At 63.9% G+C, this 17,099-nt stretch carries 19 protein-coding genes; 16 read left to right on the top strand and 3 right to left on the bottom strand.

Annotated elements, in window-relative coordinates; all coding sequences use genetic code 11:
• The first annotated feature begins 45 nt into the window (after positions 1-45).
• From IC761_RS04865 to IC761_RS04925, 13 genes are all read left to right on the top strand, one after another.
• Positions 46-417, top strand: a complete 372-nt coding sequence (locus tag IC761_RS04865) for a hypothetical protein (protein ID WP_195802157.1) — start codon at positions 46-48, stop codon at positions 415-417.
• A gap of 116 nt (positions 418-533) precedes the next feature.
• Complete coding sequence (gene hisE, locus IC761_RS04870) at positions 534-938, top strand: phosphoribosyl-ATP diphosphatase (RefSeq protein ID WP_195802158.1); 405 nt, start codon at positions 534-536, stop codon at positions 936-938.
• Positions 939-983: 45 nt separating this feature from the next.
• Positions 984-1,586, top strand: a complete 603-nt coding sequence (locus IC761_RS04875; protein WP_195802159.1) for a YqaA family protein — start codon at positions 984-986, stop codon at positions 1,584-1,586.
• A gap of 54 nt (positions 1,587-1,640) precedes the next feature.
• On the top strand, positions 1,641-2,177 hold the full coding sequence (locus IC761_RS04880) for a hypothetical protein (protein WP_195802160.1): 537 nt from the start codon (positions 1,641-1,643) through the stop codon (positions 2,175-2,177).
• A 32-nt stretch (positions 2,178-2,209) separates the two neighbouring features.
• The gene (locus IC761_RS04885) at positions 2,210-3,610 is read left to right on the top strand and encodes an aspartate ammonia-lyase (protein ID WP_195802161.1); all 1,401 of its coding nucleotides are present in this window, start codon (positions 2,210-2,212) and stop codon (positions 3,608-3,610) included.
• 193 nt (positions 3,611-3,803) lie between these two features.
• Positions 3,804-4,772, top strand: coding sequence for an NAD(P)H-dependent flavin oxidoreductase (locus tag IC761_RS04890; protein ID WP_195802162.1), 969 nt, complete (start codon positions 3,804-3,806; stop codon positions 4,770-4,772).
• 23 nt (positions 4,773-4,795) lie between these two features.
• Positions 4,796-5,569 carry a thioesterase family protein gene (locus IC761_RS04895; RefSeq protein ID WP_195802163.1) on the top strand — a complete coding sequence of 258 codons (774 nt, stop codon included), beginning with the start codon at positions 4,796-4,798 and terminating at the stop codon, positions 5,567-5,569.
• A 110-nt stretch (positions 5,570-5,679) separates the two neighbouring features.
• Positions 5,680-5,928 carry a hypothetical protein gene (locus IC761_RS04900; protein WP_195802164.1) on the top strand — a complete coding sequence of 83 codons (249 nt, stop codon included), beginning with the start codon at positions 5,680-5,682 and terminating at the stop codon, positions 5,926-5,928.
• 134 nt (positions 5,929-6,062) lie between these two features.
• The gene (locus IC761_RS04905; RefSeq protein ID WP_195802165.1) at positions 6,063-6,776 is read left to right on the top strand and encodes a hypothetical protein; all 714 of its coding nucleotides are present in this window, start codon (positions 6,063-6,065) and stop codon (positions 6,774-6,776) included.
• 86 nt (positions 6,777-6,862) lie between these two features.
• The gene (locus IC761_RS04910; protein ID WP_195802166.1) at positions 6,863-7,537 is read left to right on the top strand and encodes a hypothetical protein; all 675 of its coding nucleotides are present in this window, start codon (positions 6,863-6,865) and stop codon (positions 7,535-7,537) included.
• 137 nt (positions 7,538-7,674) lie between these two features.
• Complete coding sequence (locus tag IC761_RS04915) at positions 7,675-9,417, top strand: alpha-amylase family protein (RefSeq protein WP_195802167.1); 1,743 nt, start codon at positions 7,675-7,677, stop codon at positions 9,415-9,417.
• A gap of 11 nt (positions 9,418-9,428) precedes the next feature.
• Positions 9,429-9,908, top strand: coding sequence for a hypothetical protein (locus tag IC761_RS04920; protein ID WP_195802168.1), 480 nt, complete (start codon positions 9,429-9,431; stop codon positions 9,906-9,908).
• Between the two features lie 2 nt (positions 9,909-9,910).
• Positions 9,911-11,797 (top strand): PQQ-binding-like beta-propeller repeat protein, encoded by a 1,887-nt coding sequence (locus tag IC761_RS04925; protein ID WP_195802169.1) that lies wholly within the window; start codon positions 9,911-9,913, stop codon positions 11,795-11,797.
• Between the two features lie 78 nt (positions 11,798-11,875).
• Here the strand turns inward: IC761_RS04925 and IC761_RS04930 are convergent, their stop codons facing one another.
• A complete protein-coding gene (locus IC761_RS04930) occupies positions 11,876-12,112 on the bottom strand; it encodes a hypothetical protein (protein WP_195802170.1) in 237 nt (78 codons plus the stop codon).
• Positions 12,113-12,232: 120 nt separating this feature from the next.
• Between IC761_RS04930 and IC761_RS04935 the strand changes: the two genes are divergently transcribed.
• Positions 12,233-12,733: a DUF6314 family protein gene (locus tag IC761_RS04935; RefSeq protein ID WP_195802171.1), complete on the top strand. Its 501-nt coding sequence runs from the start codon at positions 12,233-12,235 to the stop codon at positions 12,731-12,733.
• Here IC761_RS04935 and IC761_RS04940 read toward each other — a convergent pair.
• Together IC761_RS04940 and IC761_RS04945 are read right to left on the bottom strand one after the other, a co-directional pair.
• Positions 12,699-13,001: a hypothetical protein gene (locus IC761_RS04940; protein WP_195802172.1), complete on the bottom strand. Its 303-nt coding sequence runs from the start codon at positions 12,999-13,001 to the stop codon at positions 12,699-12,701. The genes IC761_RS04935 and IC761_RS04940 overlap by 35 nt on opposite strands.
• A 146-nt stretch (positions 13,002-13,147) precedes the next feature.
• Complete coding sequence (locus tag IC761_RS04945; RefSeq protein ID WP_195802173.1) at positions 13,148-13,384, bottom strand: hypothetical protein; 237 nt, start codon at positions 13,382-13,384, stop codon at positions 13,148-13,150.
• Between the two features lie 27 nt (positions 13,385-13,411).
• Between IC761_RS04945 and IC761_RS04950 the strand changes: the two genes are divergently transcribed.
• Positions 13,412-14,779, top strand: a complete 1,368-nt coding sequence (locus IC761_RS04950) for a hypothetical protein (protein WP_246791438.1) — start codon at positions 13,412-13,414, stop codon at positions 14,777-14,779.
• Positions 14,780-14,838: 59 nt separating this feature from the next.
• Positions 14,839-17,061, top strand: coding sequence for a di-heme-cytochrome C peroxidase (locus tag IC761_RS04955; protein ID WP_195802174.1), 2,223 nt, complete (start codon positions 14,839-14,841; stop codon positions 17,059-17,061).
• Positions 17,062-17,099 lie beyond the last annotated feature (38 nt).

Below are 17,099 nucleotides of genomic sequence, written 5' to 3' on the forward strand. Positions count from 1 at the left end.
GCCTGTCTCAAGGCGCCATTGGAGGTCCCAAGGAGGGTCCACGACATGTTTGACCGGTTTTCGAAATTTGCCGGCCGCAAGGCCGCTCTCGCCACCGCCGCGGTGCTGGCGCTGACCACCGTCGCTCCCACCGCATCGTTCGCAGGCGGCCGCCACTGGCATGGCGGCGGCGGCGCGGCCTTCGCCGGCGCGGCCATTGCCGGTATCGTCGGCACCGGCCTTGCGATCGCCGCGACCCGCAATGCCTACGCCTATGATGACGGTCCGTATTATGGCGGTCCCGCCTATTACAGTGGCCCCGCCTACTACGGCAACGGCCCCTATTACGGTCCGGGTCCGAACTATCAGTATCAGCGCTACGGCGGCACCGCCCCGTCCGAGCTCTGCGGCCAGGGCTACTATACAAACTGCTACTAGCTTCGGTGACGGAGGATTGACCACAACAGGCCGTCGCGCTTGCCGCGGCGGCCTGTTTTTGCTTTTGCTGCCGGGCGTTAACGCGCTCGCCATTGGTTTAGAGTAGTTTCAGTACCATGAGTGATTCGCTTGAGCGGCTATATCTGGCTGTGCTCGCGGCCAGGGACCTTGATCCAGAGACGTCGCGCACCGCGCGGCTGTATCAGCGCGGCCCGTCTAAAATGGCGAAGAAGCTCGCCGAAGAGGCCATCGAGGTCGCGATCGACGCGGTCAATGGCGACAGCCAGGCCGTCATCCGCGAAAGCGCCGACCTGCTCTACAATCTCACCGTGCTCTGGGCATCGGCGGGCGTACGCCCCGAAGACGTCTGGCGCGAGATGTCGCGGCGCGAGGACATGCTGGGCATCGCCGAGAAGCTGCCGAAATCGCCGATGAAGCTGCCCAAAGTTGCCTCACCAAGCATCTCCAGTCGGCGGCCTATTGTCGCGCTCGAGGGCCGCGCGGCGCGCAAGCGGCACTAGGCGCCACCGGATCGTCACAAAACTCACGATGGACAAATCCGTCCCATGGTGCTTCATCGCGGCGCCATGCTGAAACGTATCTACGACTGGTGCATCGACGCCGCCCACAAGCCCTACGCGCTCTGGATCATGGGTGCCGTGGCTTTCGCCGAAAGCTCCTTCTTTCCCGTTCCCCCGGACGTGATGCTGATCCCGATGTCGCTGGCGCGCCCGCAGCGCGCCTGGGTCTATGCGGCGGTCTGCACGGTGACGTCGGTAGTCGGCGGCCTGCTCGGCTACGCCATCGGCGCGCTGCTGTTCGACTCGGTCGGCCACTGGCTGATCCAGGTCTATGGCCTCGGCGACAAGGTCGACGCCTTCCGCGCCTCCTATGCCGAGTGGGGGGCGGTCATCATCCTGCTCAAGGGCCTGACCCCGATCCCCTACAAGCTCGTCACCATCACCTCGGGCTTTGCCGGCTACAATCTCGGCCTGTTCATCCTGTGCTCGATTATTGCGCGCGGCGGCCGCTTCTTCATCGTGGCGATCCTGCTCAACCGCTACGGCGACTGGATCCGGCAGAAGCTTGAGGAGCGTCTCGGATTGTGGGTCGCACTCGGCGCGCTGGTGCTGGTGCTCGGCTTCGTCGTCGCGATTAAGCTGATCTAGGATTTGGGTCCACAGCGCTTTGCCGCCACGCCAGCTTCGGTTACGGTTGCCGTCATGATGGTTCGATCCGGCAATCCGGCGGTGCGGCTCGGGACGCTGATGTCAGCGGTGCTGCTGCTCCTGCTCGCTGCCGGCGGGACCGGTTGGCCGCAATCCGCGCCGCCGTCGCTCGGCCTCCAGGAGCAGGGGCCCCAGGCCGCGCCGCCACCGTCGACGCCAGCTCCCTCGGCGCCGGCGCGCGAGGACAATCCCGGGCTGTTCAACGAGATGGGCAAGCTGTTCGACAAGCTGCCCTCGATCCTGCCGCCGATCAAAAGCCCCAGCGAAACCATGAATGATTTGTCGCGGCTGGCGAGGCCGTCGACCATGGTGTCGGGTCGCATGGCCTGCCCGATCTCCTCCAACGGCGCGCCCGATTGCAAGCAGGCCGCCGACCAGCTCTGCCAGAGCAAGGGCTACAAGGAAGGCAAGAGCCTGAACGCCGACTCAGCCGAGAAATGCTCGGCCAAGGTTTTGATTCCTGGACGGCAGCGCAAGCCGGACGACTGCCGCACCGATACTTTCGTGACCAACGCGCTGTGCCAGAACTGATGGCGCCGCGAGCAACTCTTGAAGGAGCGCCCATGAGCCGTACGGAGCAGGATTTCCTCGGACAGCGTGAAATCGCCGACGACATCTACTACGGCGTCCAGACCATCCGCGGGAAGGAGAACTTCCACATCACCGGCATTCCGATGAACCAGGAGCCTTACTTCGTGAAGGCGCTCGGTTACGTCAAGAAGGCCGCTGCCATGGCGAACCGCGACCTCGGCGCTGTCGATGCCAAGGTTGCGGACGCGATTATCCTCGGCTGCGACCGCGTCATCGCCGGCGACATGATGGATCAGTTCGTCACCGACTTCATCCAGGGCGGCGCCGGTACCTCGACCAACATGAACGCCAATGAGGTGATCGCCAATCTCGCGCTGGAATCGCTCGGCTTCAACAAGGGCGACTACCAGCACGTCAGCCCCAACGACCACGTCAATTACGGCCAGTCCACCAACGACACCTATCCGACCGCGTTTCGGCTGGCGCTGATCCTACGGCTTGAGAGCTACATGACGGCGCTGCGCCAGCTCCAGGAGGCCTTCTTCGCCAAGGGGCGCGAGTTCGAGCGCGTGCTGAAGATGGGTCGCACGCATCTCCAGGACGCGGTGCCGATGTCGCTCGGCGCCGAATTCCGCGGCTGGGGCACCACGATCGGCGAGGAAGTGGACCGCATCTCGGAAGCGCGCGCGCTGCTGCGCGAGATCAATCTCGGCGCCACCGCGATCGGCACGTCGGTGACGGCTGCCGTCGGCTATCCCAAGCTCGCGGTCCGGCATCTGAGTGCGCTGACCGGCGTCGACTTCATTCTCGCCGGCGATCTCGTCGAGGCGACGTCGGATACCGGCGCCTATGTGCAGCTCTCCGGCGTGCTGAAGCGCACCGCGAGCAAACTCACGAAGATCTGCAACGACATCCGCCTGCTCGCCTCCGGACCGCGCGCCGGCTTCAACGAGATCAACCTGCCGCAGCTTCAGCCGGGCTCCTCGATCATGCCTGGCAAGGTCAATCCGGTGATCCCCGAAGTGGTCAACCAGACCAGCTTCCTCGTCATTGGTCTCGATACCACCGTCACGCTCGCGGCCAGCGCCGGCCAGCTCCAGCTCAACGTGATGGAGCCGGTGATCTCGTTCGCGCTGTTCTTCTCGATCCGCACCATGGAGCGCGCCGTCAACAGCCTGCGCGAGAATTGCATCGTCGGCATCACCGCCAACGAGGAGCACACCCGCAACATGGTGCTGAATTCGCTCGGCATCGTCACGGTGCTGAAGCCGCTGCTCGGCTACAAGCAATGCGCCGAGATCGCGCGCGAGGGCTACAAGAGCGGCAAGTCGCTGCACCAGATCGTCGTGGTCGAGCGCAAGCTGCTGACGCAGGAAAAATGGGACGAGATGTTCTCGTTCGAGCGGCTGATCAATCCGGATATGATTGGGTAGGCGGTCCCTCCTCTCGTCATTCCGGGCTCGCGCTTCGCGCGCCCGGGAATGGCGGAAGAACGAATTCCGCGCGTTGGAATTGCGGTAACCGCATCCGTGGCGGTACCATAACGCAATACTTGACAGTGGAAAGATTGCCTTGTTGGTATGGTCTCCAACTCCAATTTGACCGCCAGAAGAGGATCGCTCCGCAATGTCCATGCTCGCTCTGTTCAAGGGACGCCTGTCGATCCCCGTGATCGGTTCGCCGCTCTTCATCATCTCGGTGCCCGATCTCGTCATCGCACAGTGCAAGGCAGGCGTGGTCGGCTCATTCCCGGCGTTGAATGCGCGGCCGCCGGAATTGCTCGACGAATGGCTGGCGCGGATCACGGAAGAGCTCGCGGCCTATGACCGCGCCCATCCTGACAAGCCGTCAGCGCCGTTCGCGGTCAACCAGATCGTGCACAAGTCGAACAACCGGCTCGACCACGACATGCAGCTCTGCGCCAAGTACAAGGTGCCGATGATCATCTCCTCGCTCGGTGCGCGCGAGGAGCTGAACCAGGCCGTTCACGGCTGGGGCGGCATCGTCTTCCACGACGTCATCAACCAGAAATTCGCCCACAAGGCGATCGAGAAGGGCGCCGACGGCCTGATCCTGGTCGCGGCCGGCGCCGGCGGTCATGCCGGCACCATCTCGCCGCTCGCCTTCGTTGCCGAGACGCGAAAATGGTTCGACGGCCCGATCGCGCTGTCGGGCGCGATCGGCAACGGCAAGGCGATCCGCGCCGCGCGCATTCTCGGCGCCGACTTCGCCTATATCGGCTCGGCTTTCATTGCGACCAAGGAAGCCAACGCCGTCGAGAAGTACAAGGAGATGATCGCGGGCTCGACGGCCGACGACATCGTCTATTCCAACCTCTTCACCGGCGTGCACGGCAATTATCTCAAACCGTCGATCCTGGCCGCCGGCATGGATCCGGAAAACCTGCCGACCTCCGATCCCTCCAAGATGAACTTCGGCACGGACGCCTCCGGTGAGCGCGCCAAGCCGAAGGCCTGGAAGGAGATCTGGGGCTCAGGCCAGGGCATCGGCAGCGTCGAGGGCATTGTGTCCGCGGCCGAGATGATCGCGCGCTTCAAGAAGGAATATGACGAGGCGATCGATCCGCCGTTGTGATGAATGCCGTCAACAGTGAACCCATGACCGCCATCTACCGCGTCGACGGCAACAGCGTCGTCACCAGCCCGGACGCCGCGGGTCCGTGGGATCGGCGCATGCAGCACGGCTCCGCACCGGCGTCGCTGGTGACATGGGCGGCCGAGCGGATTCCGACACAGGTCGCGATGCATATCGCGCGCGTCACCATCGATTTGATGCGCCCCGTACCGGTGGCGCCGCTCACGATTGAGACCGAGGTTTTGCGCGAGGGGCGCAAGATCCAGCTCTGCGAAGTCAAGCTGCTGGCCGACGGCGTGCAGGTCGTCGGCGCCACCGTGTTGAAGATCAAGTCGCAAGCGCAGGCACTGCCGGACGATGTGAAGGAATTGCCGGTGACCTTGCCGTCGCCGGAGGACTCGCTGGTCGAGGATGGCCATGCCGCTACCAGCCCCTTCGTGCGCTCGGTTTCGATGCGCGCCGCGCGCGGCCGTTTCGGCCAGGCCGGCGCCGGCGCGATCTGGTTTCGTGTCGACCATCCGCTGGTCGAAGCCGAAGCCGTCTCCCAGGCGATGCGCGCCGTGGTCGCCGCCGATTTCTCCAATGGCACCGCCTCGACGCTCGATTTTCGCGTCTGGACCTTCATCAACGCCGATCTCACCGTGAACTTTGCGCGCCAGCCGGTCGGCGAATGGATCTTGCTCGACGGCGAGTCCTGGATCGGTCCTGATGGCGCTGGCCTTGCGATGTCGCGGCTCGCCGACCGCCAGGGCTATTTTGGCCGCGCGGTGCAGAGCCTGGTGATCGAGAAGCGGTAGGCAGCAGGGTTAATCCCGCATAGCTCCGCACCGGCGCCCTTAACGGCAGATTAACCATCGCCCGCCAAGAATCCCCTCACGGCCGCCAATCGGACCGAGAGGGACAGGCGATGGACTTCGATATTCTCAACTCCAAGACTCAGGCTTCGCTGGATGAGATCCGCGTCCGTGTGGCACACGCGCTGGCCCGTCATCCGCTTTGCCGCAATGTCCGCTTCGACATCGTCAGCGTTCCCCGCACGCGCCGCGGCGGCAATTGGACGGTGACGCTGCAATCGGTCGAGCCCCGCGCGGTCTGGGAGGCCTCCGAGATCGTCGCCGACATCCAGGACGCCTACGATCTGGCGCTAGCCGCCTGATTTCACTTCGGTTTTCGGCCTGGTCGCCACAGGCATGGTGATTGTCGCAGCCGAGGCACACCCAAGCCTTAATTAGCGCCCTTTTTCCGGGCAACGTTAACAACATCGTGAAGCGGCCGCTCCCGGAGAGACGTTTGTCCAGAGCCATCACCATCATCGTGCTGACCTGCTTCCTCGTCCTGGGCGCCGCCACCACCGCCATCCTCGGCCGCGACAGCGTGCCCAGCGTCAGCGCCGAGATGATCAGCCAAATCCCCGCGCCCAAAGCGCTCGCCGCCAACCGCGCGGCCAAGGCCGATCGGCTGGTTCCGACGCTGGCGCTCGCCTCTGCTGCGATCGAGCCGGTGCAGGTTCCAGCCGACAAGCTTTCGCAGGCGCCGGTGCTGACCGAGCCGCTGCGCCAGGCCTTTGCCGCGGCCACGCCGTCTGATTTCCCGATGCCCAAGGCCAACGTCAACGAAGCGCCCGCCGTTGCGGAAGCTCCCGCCCCGGTCGAGGCTCCGGCCAAGCCGAAGGTCGTCGCAAAGCCGCAGCCGCAAAAATCCTACTCGCTGCTCTCCGACGTGCAGATCTCCGGCATCAAGGATCGGCTGAAGCTGTCGTCGTCGCAGGAATATTACTGGCCCTCGGTCGAAACCGCGCTGCGCAACGTCGCCCGCAAGATCCAGGCGAACAGGCTTTCGAACCCGAATGTGCAGGGCGTACCGATCGATCCGAATTGCGACGAGGTCCAGCAGCTGAAATCGGCCGCGATGCCGCTGTTGTTCCAGCTGCGTGACGACCAGAAAGAGGAAGTGCGCAAGCTCGCCCGCATCATCGGGCTGGAAAAGGTCGCACAACAGATCTGACGCGCAGGTTCCTCAAGGGAACCGCGCGCGCATCAGGAACATCCGGCAATCGACAGGCGTTGCCCGCTCCAAACAGGAGTGGACCAATGCGCGCCTCGACAGCCTATTTCGTCGGTGCCGGATCGATCGTCGCCGCCATCGCCATTGGTCTCGGCGGCGGCATCGTCGCCGGCAACATCATGCAACCGATCGCGCCCAAGCAGGGGCCGGACAACAGCAGGATGGCGCAGCGCGCTGAGGCGGCCGCCGCCACAACCACAACGAACGCGCCGCCGGCGCGCGTCCAATATCTCGCCGGCTCGCAAACCTTTGGCGCGGTGACCGCCACGCCCGCGCAGGCGCGTGACGAGGCAAAGCCTGAGGTGAAGCCCGACCCGCAGGCCGTTCAGGCGAAGGCAGAACCGCCGGCGCCGCCAGCTCCGCAGACCGCCGCGGTCGAGCCGCCGAAGCCGGCCCCGGCATCGCCTCCGCAAGTTGCAAAACCCGTCGAGCAGCAGGCATCGACCGAGCCGGCGTCCTCGCCTGACAACGCCTATGCCAAGGCCAGAGATTCTGACGTGAAGCGTGCAGCGTCCGAGCGGCGACGCGCGGAGCGGCGCGAGCGCTGGGCCGAGCGCCGTCATTATGACACGCGCACGACGCGCGACCCGACCGATTGGGATGACGTCGCGCGCAGCGTTCGCGCCGATTCCGACGCACGTGATGTTGTCGTGAGCCGACCGCGCAACGGTTTCAGGTTGTTCGGTCCGGACGACGATTGATCGGAGCTGGTTGAGCGTCACGCCGCGCACGCGATCGTGAGCGGCGGTTCGTTCTCCGGACGCGCCTGCCGCAAATTTCAACTTCCGGATGATGCTGGTCCAAGGCATGATTGACGCAGCCAGCCAGAGGCCGCGTCATGGGAGTAGCGCTGCTAGCTTGGGGACGCTTCTTCGGTCCGCGCGGCGAACGCGTGACCGTGCCGGCGCCGGTCGACGGACACGGCGCGCCATGGTTGCTTGATTTCCTCGCGACACACTTGCGCGCGCTGCGCAATGTCGGCTTCACTGCGATCCAGCTGCCTCCAACGTCGAAGGCGCAAGGCGGCGCGGGGCCGGGCTGTGACGGCTATGGCGTGTTCGATCCGCGCGACATCGGCAGCAAGAACCAGCAAAACTCTCTCGCCACGCGCTACGGCCCCAAGGCGTCGCTGACGCGTCTGGTTGCCGTCGCACACGCCTGCGATATCGACGTCTATCTCGATCTCGTTCTGCATCAGCGCATCGGGGAGAATGGCGGGCCTGGCGTGTTTCGCTATCTCGGCGCGGACGGCCACACGCTGAACGGCAGACGCACCACCGCGCCCGGCTGGTTTCGCGGCGTGCCGCCGGACAATCTGCCCGACGATGACGTGCCGAGCCCGCCCGACGATTTTCCGTTCGGTCGCGAATTGTCCTACCAGCATTGCCGACCGCCGCGCGTGACAATCGAGGATGCGCTCGATTTCGGCGAATGGGTGTTCCGCACGACTGGCGCGGACGGCGCGCGCTTCGACGACGTCAAAGGCACCTGGGCACCCTTCGTTCGCGAATTCATGACCCACGGAATCATGGCATCGAAATTCTTCTACTCGGAGTTTTTCGACGGCAATCGCGCGATCCTCAATGGCTGGGCGACGCAGTCGCCGCTGAGCGGCCGCTCGCTCGTGGCCGACTTCCCGATGCATTGGGCGCTGCAATCGGCCTGCGACGGCGGCAGTGCCCGCGTGCTCGACGGCGCCGGCTATACCAGCTGGCGTCCCGATCTCACCTGCACCTTCGTCGACAATCCTGATACCGATACCTCGCCGGGCCAGCAGGTCATCAGCAACAAGCTGCTCGCCTACGCCTTCCTGCTCTCGATCGAAGGCTATCCCTTCGTCTACGGCAAGGACTACTTTCCGCCCAGCGTCTGGCCGGGCGCCTACGGACTGAAGCGGTGGATCGACAATCTGATCTGGGTCCACGAGCACCTCGCCAACGGGCCGACCAGCACGCGGTTTCTCGATGACAAGGTCGTGGTGCTGGAGCGGGCCGGCACTCCTGGTCTCCTGACTGCGCTCAATTTCGACACGATGAACGCGCGCCCGATCAGTTGCCAGACCGCGTTCGGAGCCAACGTCCAGTTGCACGACTACACCGGTCATCACGACGACATCCGGACTGACGGGAATGGCGTCGCGAGCTTCACGATTCCGAGCAACGCTTTCAGCAAGGGCCAGAGCTATCTGTGCTTCTCGCGCGCCGGCCTGAATTTTGCGTCGGTCCGCCACGCGCGCCACACCACGCAGACCATCTTGGGTGCTGCCGATCTCGATACGCCGCCGGCGACCAATGCCGAGATGGAGACGGGACGAATCTGGGTGGAGCAGGGCAGCAAGATCACACTGCGGGTTGGCCTCGATCGGCACGGCGTGCCGGCAGATGGCGCGCTCAAGGTCACCGTCACCGACGCGCAAAGGCACGGCGTGGTCGAGGCACTGTGCAGCGACGACCATGTCAGCGCCGAAGGCACGGCCGGCGCGGCGGGCGAATATCATATCCGCGTCGCGGGCCGGCAGTTGCCGGACCACGGCGCCGCTTTTTCGATCGACGTCACCTACCTTGCCCCACAAATCGTTTGAGAGGGAGCCCCATGTCGTTTGATCATATGTCATTGCACTTGCTGTGGACGTCAGTCGACAGCCTCATCGCCGCCTTTGCGTTGTCGTTCATCGTGCCGCGGCGGCATGCGCTGCCGCTTGCGCTGATGTTCGGCCTCTGCGACGGGTTCGGCTCGGCACTCGGGATCAGTGTGCCGCTCGCGGGCGGATTTGCTGCGTTCGTGCTGATGGCGTCTGGCGGAGCGCTTTTGGTGCGCCATCCGATCGCGCGACGTGTTCTGAATGCGCCGGGCTGGCTCTATGTGTTGCCGCCGCTGCTGGCAATCGACAATGTGGTGTCACACACGTCCGATCCGCCGGCGCTTGCTGCGCTGTCGAGCGCGATCATGGCCGGCCTCGGCTTTACCTGCGGAGCCGTCGTGCAGAACTGGTGGCGCGCAGGCTTGCGCGATACCCGACCGCTTGCGGCGGCTTGCCTGACCGCGGCCGGCCTCCTGGCATGGGGAGCCTAATCATGGTCGCCTCCGTCACGACCCGCAGCTACGACCTGGCCAGAACCGGCGCGAACAATTCCGAGACGGTGCTGACGGCGACCGCCGTCCGCACCAAGGGCATCGTCAAGCTCTTCAGCATTCCCATACCCGACGATCCCCGGCTCGAGGCGCAGCCGCTCGCAGTCGGCGGCGTGCGGACGCTCGATGGCAAGACCCGCGACCTGATCTTCCAGGCCACCATGGGCAATTGGGTCTATGCGTTCGACGCGGTGACCGGCGAGAAGATCTGGGCGACCAATCTCGGCCGTCCGATCGTCGGAACGCCGGCCATCGACGGCCACATGACCAACGTCGATTGGGGGATCCTCTCGACCCCCGTCATCGACGAGGCCGCCGGCATCCTTTATGCCTGCGCCTGGGTCAGCGACGACGGCAGCGTCGCCAAGGGCCGGCATTTTCTTGCAGGCCTGCGGATCAGAGACGGCTCGATGGTGCATGGGCTGCTCAATCTCGAAGGCGCGGTTTACACCCCGCCGGGCGGCCTCCCGGTGCAGAAATTCGTCTCGGCCCAGCGCAAGCAGCGCAGCGCGCTGACGCTGACACACAACCATGTGCTGATACCCTTCGGCACGATCGCGGAAACGTCGAAGACGGCGCGGGGGTGGCTGATCGCCGTCGACGTTCACGCCTGGCATCTCGCGGCCGCGTGGTGCTCAACCGTGACCGGCATCGGTGGCGGGTTGTGGCATAGCGGGGCGGGTCCCGCGGTCGCTCCCGACGGCTCGATCTACGTCATCACCGGAAACGGCGCATTCTCGCCGCAGCATGGCGATTTCGGCGAGAGCATCGTGCGGCTCGCGCTGCACACCGGAGCTCACGCGCATTTCGAGGTGTTATCGTGGTGGTCGGCGTGGACCGATGCCAATCGGGTCGGCGCTGCCGCCGTCGCTGCGATCGACGACGATGATGATGAGCACGCGCTGCCGTCCAACGTCTCGCTGACCGCGGTGGTCGGTCATGCCAGGCGGATGGGAATGGCTTTGAAGCCCATTCATGCCCGTGAAATGGCGCATGTCGCGGTGACGTCCGGTCCCGACGAGATGGATGCGCAGATCGCACCGGTCGTGGCGCATCATCTGGAAGCGATGAACGAATCGATGTGGAGCGATCAGGACTTTGGATCGGGCGGTCCGGTCTATGTCGCCACGTCCCAGGCCGTGCTCGCGGCCGGCAAGGATGGCATCCTCTACACCGGCAATGCCGAGGCGCTCGGCGACACGCAAGCCGCCGATCTTGCGGCAGGCCACTTCGCGGCGAACTACGCCAAGCTGCGCATGCCGCCGATCCTCTATACCTATTTCGATCCCGCCGTGCCGCCGGCGCCGGCCGCGCCGACGGAGTTGAATCTGTTTCCGGGCGGCGCGACCCGGCACCTGCACGGCACGCCGCTGCTGTTCTCGTCCACTGCCCATGGCGTGATGCATTTCGTCGGCGGCGAGAACAGTGCGTTGCGAGCGTGGTCGATCGCGGCCGATGGCACCACGACCTATCTCGCCGGATCCAACGAGATCGCCTCGCCGCAGTCGCCGCGTCCGTCGGGCGGCATGCCCGGCTGGAGCATCACGCTCGCCGCCAACAACGGCGCTGATGCCGTCATTGTGGCGATGGTCCCTTACAAGGACAGCAACATGCTGCTGAGCCCGGGCCGCTTTCTGGTCTATGATGCGCAGAATTTCGCCACCAATCCGGACGGCTCCCACCGACTCCAGGTGATCTGGGATAGCGAGAATTGGGGCCCGGAACACGCCTTCTTGCATCCGAAGTTCAACCGTCCGATCGTCTGGCAGGGCCGGATCTATCGCCCGACCTATGAGGGACGTATCGATGTTTACGGATTGACGGACTGACGCCGTCGTGGCGCGCTATCAAGATTTGGACTCCAGCCAACGCGGCGTCTTCGACCGCGGCGCGGGGGAAATAGCCGATCAGGACGACACGTCCACCCGCGGCGGCGGATATCGCCGGGCCAGCATCGACAGCGACAGGCGCCGCTCGTCCTCCGGTAACTCGCGCCAGGCCAGCACCAGCGACCGCTTCCAATCGCCGACGCCGAAATCCATCGCCTCCCATTTCTGCGGCTCGGGTGCCTCGAGGCCCCGGACCCAGACGAAATAGCGGGGAAGGCCGTCGGCGTCCGTGTCGGTCGTGCGTCGCCTGGCCATCGGCTGCTCGCTGCATCAATATCGCTGCGATAGGATATAGGCATCGGCGCGGTGAAGTCGAACGCCTTGCCGCAGGCTTGGTGACGCCGGGCTGGCCAATGAGTGCGGTGGGCGAAAGATATGGACGAAATCGCGATCGACGCTTGGCGTGACGCTTTGGACGTGATGACGAGGTTCGTCGGCTCCTGGTCGTTCGACCGGGTAATCGAAGGGCAGGCCACGATGCGGGGCATCGCGGTCTTCACGCCCCTGGACACGGAGAGGCTGGTCTATCGGGAGCAGGGAGATCTGACGCTCGCGAACGGCACCGCGTTGCAGGCAGAGCGTGAATACATCTTCGCCAGCCGCGACGGCGGCTTCGAGGTCTTCTTCAAGGAGAACCCACCGCGGCTGTTTCACGTCATCTCATTGTCTGCCTCTCTGAGAGGAGAGCCCAGCGGCAGCGCGGGCCATCTGTGCAATCGCGACTATTATCAATCGACCTACAGCTTCCTGGCCGATGGTCGCTTCGTCATTCGTCACGTGGTGTCAGGTCCACGCAAGGACTATACGATGGTGACGACCTACACGCGCCTCGCCGCCCCCGTCACGGCCAGAGCTCGCAAGTCGCAACCCGGTTGATGTCGGCGAGCCGGCGGTTGGCATCGCCGTTGAGGTCGATGCTCGCCATCAGCGTCAGCAGGCGGTGATAGGCGCTATCGGCGACTTCGACCGGCAGCGGGGCCTCGTCAAACGCCTCGACATAGCCGCCGACAAGATTGCCCAGGAGACGGCAGAGCCCGCGCTGGGCGGGGTCATCCCGGCCGAGCGTTTCGAGCTTCTGCTGAAAAATCCGGAAGGTCCGCAAACCGTGGTGTTGTTCGGAAAGCCACGCGTGCAGGTCGTTCATATGAGCCTCTTCGAGTTACGGAAGAAGCTACCGGCTTATACAGTGGGGATGTGACAATTGCTAGGAAGGGGGGCGATGCGCGGCCGAAATAGTCTCAATCAATCCAAAACGCCAGATGCCCTCGACAGTTGTGTTGCGAAAAAATATCATCCCTGATAGAGAAGGCGGGCCCTATATTTTAGTCTGACGAATCTCATTTTCGCGACCATTGCCGATACCAAAGGAATTGATGCTCGAATGTCTGCGGCCTGACCCCGTTCGCTGATCTCTGCGACGTTTTCCGTGAAGGCCACGGGATTTTCAGCGGTGCTTTTTTGCGGACGCCCGATGCGATCGTCGCCGGCGGCGAGGATGAACGCGTCGCTTCCGGTCGTGCGTTTCAACAAATTTATTGACGGGAGGGGCTGCCAATGTCGACGAACGGTGCTTGGTGTCGATCGAAGTTTTCCTGGTTGTTACCCATGGTGTTTGCAGCGGGGTTGGCGGTCGCCGTCGCGGCCGGCGCGGGTATGGCGGCAGACCAGACAGTCTCGAGGCTGCTCGCGGCCAACGACGTATCCATCCTGTTTCCGCCGCCCAAAACGGCGGTCGACATGGCCAATCTGATTGCGCTGTCCGATCTCGCCGGTCCGACGGGATCTCCGCAGCGGCTCTGGTCGGATGACGATTTCGCGCGCTTTCTCGCTCTTACGGAGAGCCCCGAATTTCCGGGCGTGCCGGATTCCGGCGTAAGCCGAATTCACTTGCCTGATGGAGTGAAAAACATCGGCGCCTGGTTCGTGTCCGGCATTCGGATCGACCCGGGTGCGCCGGGCCTTTCCCAGGAGATCATCGCGCAGTTTGGCAGGCGTCCGCAAATCCGCCTTATCGTTCAGCCGGTGACGAACGGGCCTAACGGTGTCAAGGTTCACGACATCGCGGGCCACCTGCTCTTCGATTTCACTCTTGATCCGGATCCAGCCCTCGACGGTTGTGAGCCTTTCAAAAGAGCGAAGCCTGATGACGAGGCGTTCAGGGACGTCATTCGCGACGTCGTAGCACTTCGCGATCAGCTGGCGGCTGGAAAGTTCGGCGGGGTCAAGGTGGTGACCGCGGGTGACATGAATGTGCATCCGGGCCTTGTGGGACCCTCCGCAAGGTCGTTTCGCGATGCGCTGAAGGCCATGCTCGAAAAGCATCTTGAGCGGAAGCGCTTCAACGCCATGGCTGTCGCCGCTGTCGAAGTCGCGGAACCATGGGTCTTCGTGTCGATGTTGAGGCCGGAGGCCGCCTTCATACCGGTCCCTGGCCCTACGCTCGATGGCATGCACACTGCCGAGATGTTCAGTGTGATCGGTGGCAAGCATGTCGTCCCGCAGCCGGCGACCAACAATCAAAATCCGATCACCTGCCGTAACGCCACGCTACAGAAACCGCCGCTGCCCGTCGCCGATCGCAAGGGCGTTTCGACCTCCGAGTTCATCGACGGCAACGTCGCCGACAGCCGTGTCCTCGAGATCGTCAACATCATTGCCGATACGAAGCAAAGTCAGTTCTTCAATACCGATTGCGTGAGCTGCCACACCGAGACGGCACAACCATTGGCGAGGAACGTCAAGAATTTCGCTGTCCCCGGCGTGAGCAAGGCGGTGTTGCCGAAGGAGACCTGGAACGTTCGCAATTTCGGATGGTTCCCGTCGTTTCAAAAGGGCGGCGTGGCGCCGACGATCACGCGACGTGCTGCCGCTGAGACGGCCGATGTGGTGTCCTTCATCAACAGCCAGCTGCTGGACAGATAGTGCAGCGGCATATTGCCGGCAGCAAGCGTGCCGGCGCGGTTGAATAACGGGAGAGGCGAATGGGCTCGTTCTGGAGGCGTTGGCCCTGCGTGTCGGGGCTGGTGGCTCTCGTCCTCGCAATCGTCGCGGCGGCGCTGGGCATGGCCTATTTCGTGCCGAACCAGCTCCGCAACATTGCGCTCGAGATCAAGGGCAAGGCGGATCTCGTGGCGCAGCTGTTGCCGGCCACGCTTCCGGCGCCTTCCAAAATTGAGCAAGCCTATTGGCTGCCGCAGAACTGGAGCTGGCAGCAGCGCTACTGGTTTCACCATACGCCCCAGGGCACGACGACGATTCCGGTCCCCTATCAATGGTTCCTGGCGCTGGAGCGGCCGGAGCTGTCGCTGTGGTCTCACAAGAAGCTGACGGACGACGACTATCTGCGTCGCCTCGGATTCATTCCGAGCCCCAGCTCAAAGGATTTCACCGGCAACGCGGCCCGATATGGCTATGGCGGCGATGCGTCCAACACAGCCGCCCAGCCCGGCTGGACTCCAGGCTTGCCGGACAATCCCGACGGACTGCCCGTCGGTTTCGCGCGACTCCAGAACGGGACCGATCCGACCACCGGCGAGCCGTATGAGGATCAGCTCGGCTTGACCTGTGCCGCCTGTCACACCGGCCATCTCGAATACAAGAATGTCAGTATCCAGTTCGACGGCGGGCCGGCGATGGTCAATCTCCACGAGGTCGAAAGGGCGATCGGCCTGTCGATCGGTTACACGTTGAAAATACCGTTCCGGTTTGATCGCTTCGCCGGCAAGCTGGAAGAGATCCAGGGCCATGCCGTCGATCGGTCAAAGCTCAGGAAGGATCTGGAGCAGACGCTCGATACGATCGCGAAACAGGCCGGTCTCGAATCAGAACTCCTGGCAGCTCAAGGTGCCGACAACCTGGACGAAGGGTTTGGCCGCCTCGATGCGCTCAACCGGATCGGAAACCAGGTCTTCTACACGAACTTTCTGAACACGAAGACCTTGAAGCTTTCTGATCCGCTCGTCGCAGGCAACTTCGCACGCCATGATGCTCCGGTGAGCTTTCCGCCGATCTGGGACACGCCGCATTTCCTGTGGGCGCAGTACGATGCCTCGGTGCTCAACGAGCTGGTCCGTAACGCCGGCGAAGCGCTCGGCGTCAGCGCCAGGATCAACATGACCGCGGCCGCGCCAGGGCGCCCGCTGTTCGGCTCGTCCGTCAGCATGGCGAACATCGCCCAGTTTGAAGAATTGCTGCGGGGTAGCGATCCTTTCAAGTCGAGCGGGCCGGGCGAGCCGAAATTCGACGGCCTCGTCGCGCCGAAATGGAAGGATGCGCAGGCCAAATTTCCGGGCGACGCCGCCTGGGCGATCAAGGACGAACTGGTCGGGAAAGGCCGCGACCTCTATCGCGCGCATTGCTTCGAATGCCATCGCGGCCCGGTTAACGACGCAGAGTTCGACAAGAAGTGGCCGGACGATTCGTTCTGGAAGGCGGACAACCCGGACCGCGCCGCGAAGAACGAGAAGAACTGGATCGAGATCGGAGGGCGGCACTATTTCAACGTGGTGCAGGTGCCGGTGTCGGCGATCGGGACCGACCGTCAGCAATCCCGCGTCCTCACCGAACGCCGCGTCCGCCTGCCTGCGGCGCTCGGCCTCGCGCCGATCGATGATTTGAACAAGGCCGGTGATTGCCACCTGCTGTCCGAGGAGGCGTCGGACACGCCATTCGTGCTGGCGCTGATGGACGTCGTCGGCAAGACCATCGAGCAATGGTACATCGCCAACGGTACGCCCGACGAGATCAGGCAAAAGATGTCGGGCCCCCGGAAGAATTGCCAGAACCCGCATGTCTTCGTTGCGGCCCGCGCGAGCAGCACCGGGAAGGACTTTCTGGCCATTGTGCCTCATTACCGCGCGCGTCCTCTCGACGGCGTGTGGGCGACGGCGCCCTATCTGCACAACGGCTCGGTGCCGACGCTGAGGGACATGTTGCTGCCCCAGGACAAGCGGCCGGCGTCGTTCTATGTCGGCAGCCGCGAATTCGATCCCGTCAATGTCGGCGTTGTCACGAAGACCCGCGACGGTGACGCTTGCGCGGCCGGCCTGACCAATTTCGACGTATCGCTGCTCGGAAACAGCAACGGTGGACATTCGTTCGAGGGCAAGGAGACCGACATCAGGAAGCTACCGCCCGGCGTCATCGGCCCGGAGTTGACCGACGACGAGCGGCGCTCGCTGGTCGAATATCTGAAGACGCTGTAGGCGAGTCCGCCTTCGCCAAGGCTTCGGCGGGACAGCCT

This window comes from Bradyrhizobium commune, assembly GCF_015624505.1.
Taxonomy (GTDB): domain Bacteria; phylum Pseudomonadota; class Alphaproteobacteria; order Rhizobiales; family Xanthobacteraceae; genus Bradyrhizobium; species Bradyrhizobium commune.

Coding starts and splice junctions, on each gene's coding strand:
- IC761_RS04895 (WP_195802163.1), top strand. CDS start 4,796: ATGACCGCCATCTACCGCGTCGACGGCAACAGCGTCGTCACCAGCCCG.
- IC761_RS04865 (WP_195802157.1), top strand. CDS start 46: ATGTTTGACCGGTTTTCGAAATTTGCCGGCCGCAAGGCCGCTCTCGCC.
- IC761_RS04880 (WP_195802160.1), top strand. CDS start 1,641: ATGATGGTTCGATCCGGCAATCCGGCGGTGCGGCTCGGGACGCTGATG.
- IC761_RS04900 (WP_195802164.1), top strand. CDS start 5,680: ATGGACTTCGATATTCTCAACTCCAAGACTCAGGCTTCGCTGGATGAG.
- IC761_RS04955 (WP_195802174.1), top strand. CDS start 14,839: ATGGGCTCGTTCTGGAGGCGTTGGCCCTGCGTGTCGGGGCTGGTGGCT.
- IC761_RS04935 (WP_195802171.1), top strand. CDS start 12,233: ATGGACGAAATCGCGATCGACGCTTGGCGTGACGCTTTGGACGTGATG.
- IC761_RS04920 (WP_195802168.1), top strand. CDS start 9,429: ATGTCGTTTGATCATATGTCATTGCACTTGCTGTGGACGTCAGTCGAC.
- IC761_RS04940 (WP_195802172.1), bottom strand. CDS start 13,001: ATGAACGACCTGCACGCGTGGCTTTCCGAACAACACCACGGTTTGCGG.
- IC761_RS04890 (WP_195802162.1), top strand. CDS start 3,804: ATGTCCATGCTCGCTCTGTTCAAGGGACGCCTGTCGATCCCCGTGATC.
- IC761_RS04950 (WP_246791438.1), top strand. CDS start 13,412: ATGTCGACGAACGGTGCTTGGTGTCGATCGAAGTTTTCCTGGTTGTTA.
- IC761_RS04875 (WP_195802159.1), top strand. CDS start 984: ATGGTGCTTCATCGCGGCGCCATGCTGAAACGTATCTACGACTGGTGC.
- IC761_RS04930 (WP_195802170.1), bottom strand. CDS start 12,112: ATGGCCAGGCGACGCACGACCGACACGGACGCCGACGGCCTTCCCCGC.
- hisE (WP_195802158.1), top strand. CDS start 534: ATGAGTGATTCGCTTGAGCGGCTATATCTGGCTGTGCTCGCGGCCAGG.
- IC761_RS04925 (WP_195802169.1), top strand. CDS start 9,911: ATGGTCGCCTCCGTCACGACCCGCAGCTACGACCTGGCCAGAACCGGC.
- IC761_RS04885 (WP_195802161.1), top strand. CDS start 2,210: ATGAGCCGTACGGAGCAGGATTTCCTCGGACAGCGTGAAATCGCCGAC.
- IC761_RS04910 (WP_195802166.1), top strand. CDS start 6,863: ATGCGCGCCTCGACAGCCTATTTCGTCGGTGCCGGATCGATCGTCGCC.
- IC761_RS04915 (WP_195802167.1), top strand. CDS start 7,675: ATGGGAGTAGCGCTGCTAGCTTGGGGACGCTTCTTCGGTCCGCGCGGC.